The organism is Streptomyces sp. NPDC058157 (assembly GCF_042884105.1).
GTDB lineage: Bacteria > Actinomycetota > Actinomycetes > Streptomycetales > Streptomycetaceae > Streptomyces.
This window is the reverse complement of the sequence record NZ_JBHVUQ010000318.1, coordinates 1-5,636: the sequence shown is the minus strand read 5'-3', so window position 1 is coordinate 5,636 and position 5,636 is coordinate 1. Positions and strand designations below refer to the sequence as shown.

The following is a 5,636-nucleotide window of genomic DNA, read 5'->3' as shown; positions in this document are numbered from 1 at the left end:
CGGCGCTTGGGCGCGTCGGGGTCGTGTGCCTCGCCCGGCTCCTTGGCGCCGGGCCACGCCTTGGCGACCCGGGCCGCCAGGACGAAGTCCTTGCGCAGCGGGTGGCCCTCGAAGTTCTCGGGGAGCAGGAGGTGGACGAGGTGCGGGTGGTCGGTGAAGACCACGCCGAACATCTCGTACGTCTCACGCTCGTGCCAGGCCGCGCCCGCGTAGACCGCGACCGCCGAGGCCAGGGTCGGGGAGGTGTGCGGCACGGTCGTGCGCAGCAGGAGGCGGCGGACGCGGCCGCCCTCCAGGGCGACGACGTGCGCGCAGATCCGGAAGCCGGTGCCCGGCTCGTCGACCGCGCTCAGCCAGTCGAAGTAGGTGCAGCCCAGCTTGTCGCGGGCGATCTCCAGCGAGGCGATCCAGGAGCCGGCCGGGACGTCGACGGTGAGGACGTCGTACGCGACCGAGGCCACGGCCTCGGCGCCGAAGACGGCCGGTGCCGCGTCGGGGAGGGAGTCGTAGAGGTTCACGCGCCGGCCCCCGGGGCGGGCGGGGGCGTGACCAGGCCGCTGGTGAGCTGCGCGACGGACGGCCCGTCCGCATACCGCTCGGCCAGCGACTCCCGGGCGATCTTCTCCTGGAGCTTGAGGATGCCCTGGAGCAGCGCCTCGGGGCGCGGCGGGCAGCCGGGCACGTAGACGTCGACGGGGATGATCTGGTCGACGCCCTTGGTGACCGAGTACGAGTCCCAGTAGGGGCCGCCGCAGTTGGAGCAGGCGCCGAAGGAGATGACGTACTTCGGTTCGGGCATCTGCTCGTAGAGCCGCTTGACGGCCGGGGCCATCTTGTCCGTCACCGTGCCCGAGACGATCATCAGGTCGGCCTGGCGCGGGCCCGGCGCGAAGGGGATGACACCCAGGCGGATGAAGTCGTGCCGCGCCATGGACGCGGCGATGAACTCGATCGCGCAGCAGGCGAGCCCGAAGTTGAAGACCCACAGGCTGTAGCGGCGGCCCCAGTTCAGGACCACCTTCATCGGCTCGGGGGCCAGACGGGAGAGGACCCCCAGTCGCCTGGGTTCCGGGAGGGATACGGGCTCCGGTGTCACGGCAGCCGGTGTCACGTCCATTCGAGGACGCCCTTCTTGTACGCGTAGAGCAGGCCCACGGCCAGGAATCCCAGGAAGACGAACATCTCCACCAGGGTCGTGGCGCCGTAGCCGGCGGCGGCGAACACCGTCGCCCACGGGAAGAGGAAGATCGAGTCGACGGCGAAGATGACGTAGAGGAACGCGTAGACGTAGTAGCGGACCTGGGTGTGTGCCCAGCCCTCCCCCACGGGGTCCACGCCGCACTCGTACGTCAGCAGCTTCTCGGGGGTCGGGACCACGGGCCGCAGCAGGCGGCCGGCGCCGAAGGCCACGGCGACGAAGAGCACGCCGAGGACGGCGAGCAGGCCGACGACCGAATAGCTGTGGAAGTAGTCCGCGGCGGTCACGGCCCCGGTCGATACCGTTGGTTCGGGCACGTCCGTTCCTCGCTCCTCGGCCACTGTCGACGTTCTCGATGATCTGGTACGGACGGGAGTCTAGGCCCTGGTCCGCACAGGGTGGGGTTACCCCCCGTTTACTCCCGCCTGGCCACCCCATGGCATTGCCGGGGTGGAATTGGCAGGCTGACCGCATGACCGCGAACGATCATGCCCCCGCCCTCCCTCCCGTCCGGCCCGCTTTTGACGGGGTCACATGGAAGGAGATCGCCTACCTGCTGACCAATCTGCCGGTGGCGTTGATCGGATTCGTTTACACGGTTGTCATGCTTGCGACGGCCGGCGGGCTGGCCGTGACGGTGATCGGGCTGCCGGTGCTGGTGGTCGGCCTGCACCTGGCCCGGGTGCTGGGGGTGCTCGAACGCGGGCGGGCGCGGGCCCTGCTGGGTGTGCGGGTCGACGAGCCGAGTGCGCTGCCGGGGCCGCGCCGCTCCGGCGGGTTCTTCCCCTGGCTGTGGGCGGGGATCAAGGACCCGGTGGCGTGGCGGACCGTGCTGTTCGAGCTGGTCCGGCTGCCCTGGGGGGTGCTGACCTTCAGTATCGCCCTGGTGGGGCTGTTCCTGCTGTGGCCGGTGCTGCCGTATGTCGTGCGGCTGCTCGCGAACCTCGACCGGCTGATGGTACGGGGTCTGCTGTCGCCCTCAGACGAGCTGGAGCGGCGGATCGCCGAGCTGGAGTCGGGGCGCGGGGTGGTCGTGGACACGGCGGCGGCCGACCTGCGGCGGATCGAACGGGACCTGCACGACGGGGCGCAGGCGCGGCTGGTGGCGCTGGCGATGGGGCTGGGCCTGGCGAAGGAGAAGCTGCTGGAGGACCCCGAGGGCGCGGCGGCGATGGTCGACGAGGCGCACGGGGAGGTCAAGCTCGCCCTGCAGGAGCTGCGGGACCTGGCGCGCGGGATCCATCCGGCGGTGCTGACGGACCGGGGGCTGGACGCGGCGCTGTCGGCGGTGGCGGCGCGGTGCCTGGTGCCGGTGAAGGTGTCGGTGCGGCTGGAGGAGCGGCCGGCGGAGGCGATCGAGGGGATCGCGTACTTCGTGGTGTCGGAGCTCCTGCAGAACGTGAGCAAGCACGCGGCGGCGCGGGGTGCGGGGGTCGAGGTGTGGCGGGAGGAGGCGCGGCTGCTGATCCGCGTCGCGGATGACGGGCGGGGCGGGGCGCGGATGTCCGGGGGGAGCGGGCTGGCGGGGCTCGCGGAGCGGGTGCGGGCCGTTGACGGGGGGTTCGTGGTGGAGTCCGCCCCGGGGGCGGGGACGGTGGTGGTGGCCGAGTTGCCGTGGCGCTCGCGCGGCTGAGGGGGGTGGCGGGGCCGCCTGGGGGGCGGTGCCGCCTGTGGGCGGTGCCGTCTGTGGGCGGTGCCGTCCGGGAGGGCGGGGTCGGGGGTGCCGCTGCGCGGAGCTGCTCCCCGCCCCGCCCTTTCTCCGTTTCCCGGGCAAGCCCCGGACCCCTTCTGGGGGCTCCGCCCCCAGACCCCCGCGCCTCAAACTCCCCCAGCTACCGCTGGGAGGGGCCCCCAGGCGAGGCTGGATAGTGCCCGGCGTGGGTGGGGTTAACCCCCCTGGTGAGAGGCCTACCCGCCGGATGGTTCGCGGGTCGGCGGCGGCGGAGGGTGGAGGGGTTGATGGATGGGATGAAGGGTGGGTCGGGAGTATGGCGAGGGTTCGGGATGTGGTGGGGGCGCCCGTGGCGGGGCGGACCTGGCGGGAGTTGCTGTATCTGGTGGTCGGGCTGCCGCTGAGCTGCGTGTACTTCGGGCTGGCGATCGCCGGGCTGGCCGCCGGGGCCGGGTTGCTCGTGACCTTCGTCGGGGTGCCCGTGCTGGCCGGGGTGCTCGCCATGTGCCGGGGGTTCGGGATCGTGGAGCGGGCCCGGGTGCGGGGGCTGCTGCGGGTGCCGGTGCGCGAGCCGGCGCCGGTGCGGGCGGGGAAGCCGGGGGTGCCCGCGGCGGTGGGGGCGCTGCTCAAGAGCGGGAGCGCCTGGCGGCACGCGCTGTACTCGGTGATCCACTTCCCCTGGGCGGTGTTCGCCTGCTGCCTCGCGCTCACGCTCTGGGGCTACGGGTGGAGCATGCTGCTGTACCCGCTGTGGTTCTGGGTCTTCCCGGCCTTCACCGATCAGCCGGGGCTCCAGCTGTTCCAGAACGGCGACTACACCTTCTACCTCGATTCCCCCCTGGCCGTCGCCGCCGCGAGCGCGCTCGGGCTGGCCTTCACGCTGGCCACCCCCTGGGTCGTCCGCGGCCTGGTGACCGTCGACCGGGTGCTGGTCACCGGCCTGCTGGGGCGGTCCCGGCTCGACGACCGGGTCAGTGAGCTGGAGTCCGACCGCGGGGTGGTCGTCGACACCGCCGCCGCCGACCTGCGGCGGATCGAGCGGGAGCTGCACGACGGGGCGCAGGCCCGCCTCGCGGCGCTGGCCATGGACCTCGGGCTCGCGAAGGAGAAGCTGGCCGAGGACCCGCGGACCGCCGCCCGCATGGTGGACGAGGCGCACGGGGAAGTGAAGATCGCCCTGCAGGAGCTGCGGGACCTGGCGCGCGGGATCCACCCCGCCGTGCTGACCGACCGCGGGCTGGACGCGGCGCTGTCGGCGGTGGCGGCACGGTGCGCGGTCCCGGTGCGGGTGGAGGTGGACCTGCCGGCCCGGCCCGCGCCGGCGGTCGAGGGGATCGCGTACTTCACCGTGTCCGAGCTGCTGCGGAACGTCGCGGGGCACGCGGGGGCGCGGAGCGCCGGCGTGGACGTGTGGCGCTCCGGGCGGCGGCTGATGATCCGGGTCGCGGACGACGGCCACGGCGCGGACGCCGCCTCCGCGGGGACCGCGCTGCCGGCCGGGCTCGCGGAGCGGCTGGACGCGATGGACGGCGTGCTGGTCGTGGACTCGGCGGAAGGCCGGGGCACGGTGGTGACCGCCGAGCTCCCCTGGCGGGACTAGAAGCGCCGGGTGCGTGGCCCGTCCTTGATCCCAGCCGGACCGGAATCGAAGGTTCGGCTGGGATGCTTGGCATGCCGGATGGGTATGCGAGTGGCGGGAGCTTCACAACGTGGAAAACAGGGTGCGGGTCGTCATCGCCGAGGATTCAGTGCTGCTCCGTGAGGGCCTGACCCGGCTGCTGACCGACCGGGGGCACGACGTCGTGGCAGGCGTCGGGGACGCGGAAGCCCTGGTCAAGACGGTCGCGGACCTGGCGGCCGAGGGAGCGCTGCCGGACGTGGTGGTGGCGGACGTGCGGATGCCGCCGACGCACACCGACGAAGGAGTCCGGGCCGCCGTGCAGCTGCGCCGCGACCACCCGGGGATCGGGGTGCTCGTCCTGTCGCAGTACGTGGAGGAGCAGTACGCCACCGAACTCCTGGCCGGTTCCAGCACCGGGGTGGGGTATCTGCTCAAGGACCGCGTGGCCGATGTGCGCGAGTTCCTCGACGCCGTCGTCCGGGTGGCCCGGGGCGGGACGGCCCTGGACCCGGAGGTCGTGGCGCAGCTGCTGGGCCGCAGCCGCAAGCAGGACGTCCTGGCCGGTCTGACCCCGCGCGAGCGCGAGGTACTGGGGCTGATGGCGGAGGGACGGACGAATTCCGCTGTGGCCAAGCAGCTCGTGGTGAGCGACGGAGCCGTGGAGAAGCACGTCAGCAATATCTTCATGAAGCTGGGCCTGTCCCCGAGTGACGGGGATCACCGGCGCGTACTGGCCGTTCTGACCTACCTGAGGTCTTGATCGACTGAGAGTCTGTCAGTCGGGTCGCGCGGCGCCGCCGCCGCGCGACGGCCAGGTGATTTGGAATATTTCGAGTAGAGCACGACGTCTGTCGGAAAGATCGCCTCGCGAGGGGCGGTCCATAATGCGGGCGATCCAGGGACGGATGACGTCGCGGACGTAGGGTTGGCCTTGGGAGCGAACGCCCGCGCCTCGAAGGAGGTCCAGTTCAGTGACCAGCCAGGTCAGTAGCCCGGCCGAGCAGGCCGACGGGGCCGGTGGGGCCATCGGTGAGCAGCGCGGCGCGCCTCGGACCGATGGAGCCGGCAAGGAGATCCGCCGAGTCGACCGGGTGATCATCCGTTTCGCGGGTGACTCGGGTGACGGTATGCAGCTCACGGGTGAC

The 5,636-nt window shown here is 72.4% G+C and carries 6 protein-coding genes; 3 read left to right on the top strand and 3 right to left on the bottom strand.

Features of this window, described 5'->3' with window-relative positions; translation table 11 throughout:
* From ACFVXK_RS36760 to ACFVXK_RS36750, 3 genes are all read right to left on the bottom strand, one after another.
* The coding region (locus tag ACFVXK_RS36760; protein ID WP_389621162.1) for an NADH-quinone oxidoreductase subunit C at positions 1–518 on the bottom strand (518 nt) is incomplete at its 3' end.
* Positions 515–1,117: an NADH-quinone oxidoreductase subunit B family protein gene (locus ACFVXK_RS36755; protein ID WP_358899320.1), complete on the bottom strand. Its 603-nt coding sequence runs from the start codon at positions 1,115–1,117 to the stop codon at positions 515–517. The genes ACFVXK_RS36760 and ACFVXK_RS36755, both read right to left, overlap by 4 nt.
* Entirely contained in the window at positions 1,108–1,515 is a 408-nt protein-coding gene (locus ACFVXK_RS36750; protein WP_045946792.1) for an NADH-quinone oxidoreductase subunit A, read from the bottom strand. The genes ACFVXK_RS36755 and ACFVXK_RS36750 overlap by 10 nt, the downstream gene beginning before the upstream one ends.
* A 155-nt stretch (positions 1,516–1,670) precedes the next feature.
* Between ACFVXK_RS36750 and ACFVXK_RS36745 the strand changes: the two genes are divergently transcribed.
* From ACFVXK_RS36745 to ACFVXK_RS36735, 3 genes are all read left to right on the top strand, one after another.
* Positions 1,671–2,831 carry a sensor histidine kinase gene (locus ACFVXK_RS36745; RefSeq protein ID WP_389621159.1) on the top strand — a complete coding sequence of 387 codons (1,161 nt, stop codon included), beginning with the start codon at positions 1,671–1,673 and terminating at the stop codon, positions 2,829–2,831.
* Between the two features lie 355 nt (positions 2,832–3,186).
* A complete protein-coding gene (locus tag ACFVXK_RS36740) occupies positions 3,187–4,470 on the top strand; it encodes a sensor histidine kinase (RefSeq protein WP_389621156.1) in 1,284 nt (427 codons plus the stop codon).
* A gap of 121 nt (positions 4,471–4,591) precedes the next feature.
* The gene (locus tag ACFVXK_RS36735; protein ID WP_389621165.1) at positions 4,592–5,251 is read left to right on the top strand and encodes a LuxR C-terminal-related transcriptional regulator; all 660 of its coding nucleotides are present in this window, start codon (positions 4,592–4,594) and stop codon (positions 5,249–5,251) included.
* The last annotated feature ends 385 nt before the right edge of the window (positions 5,252–5,636 follow it).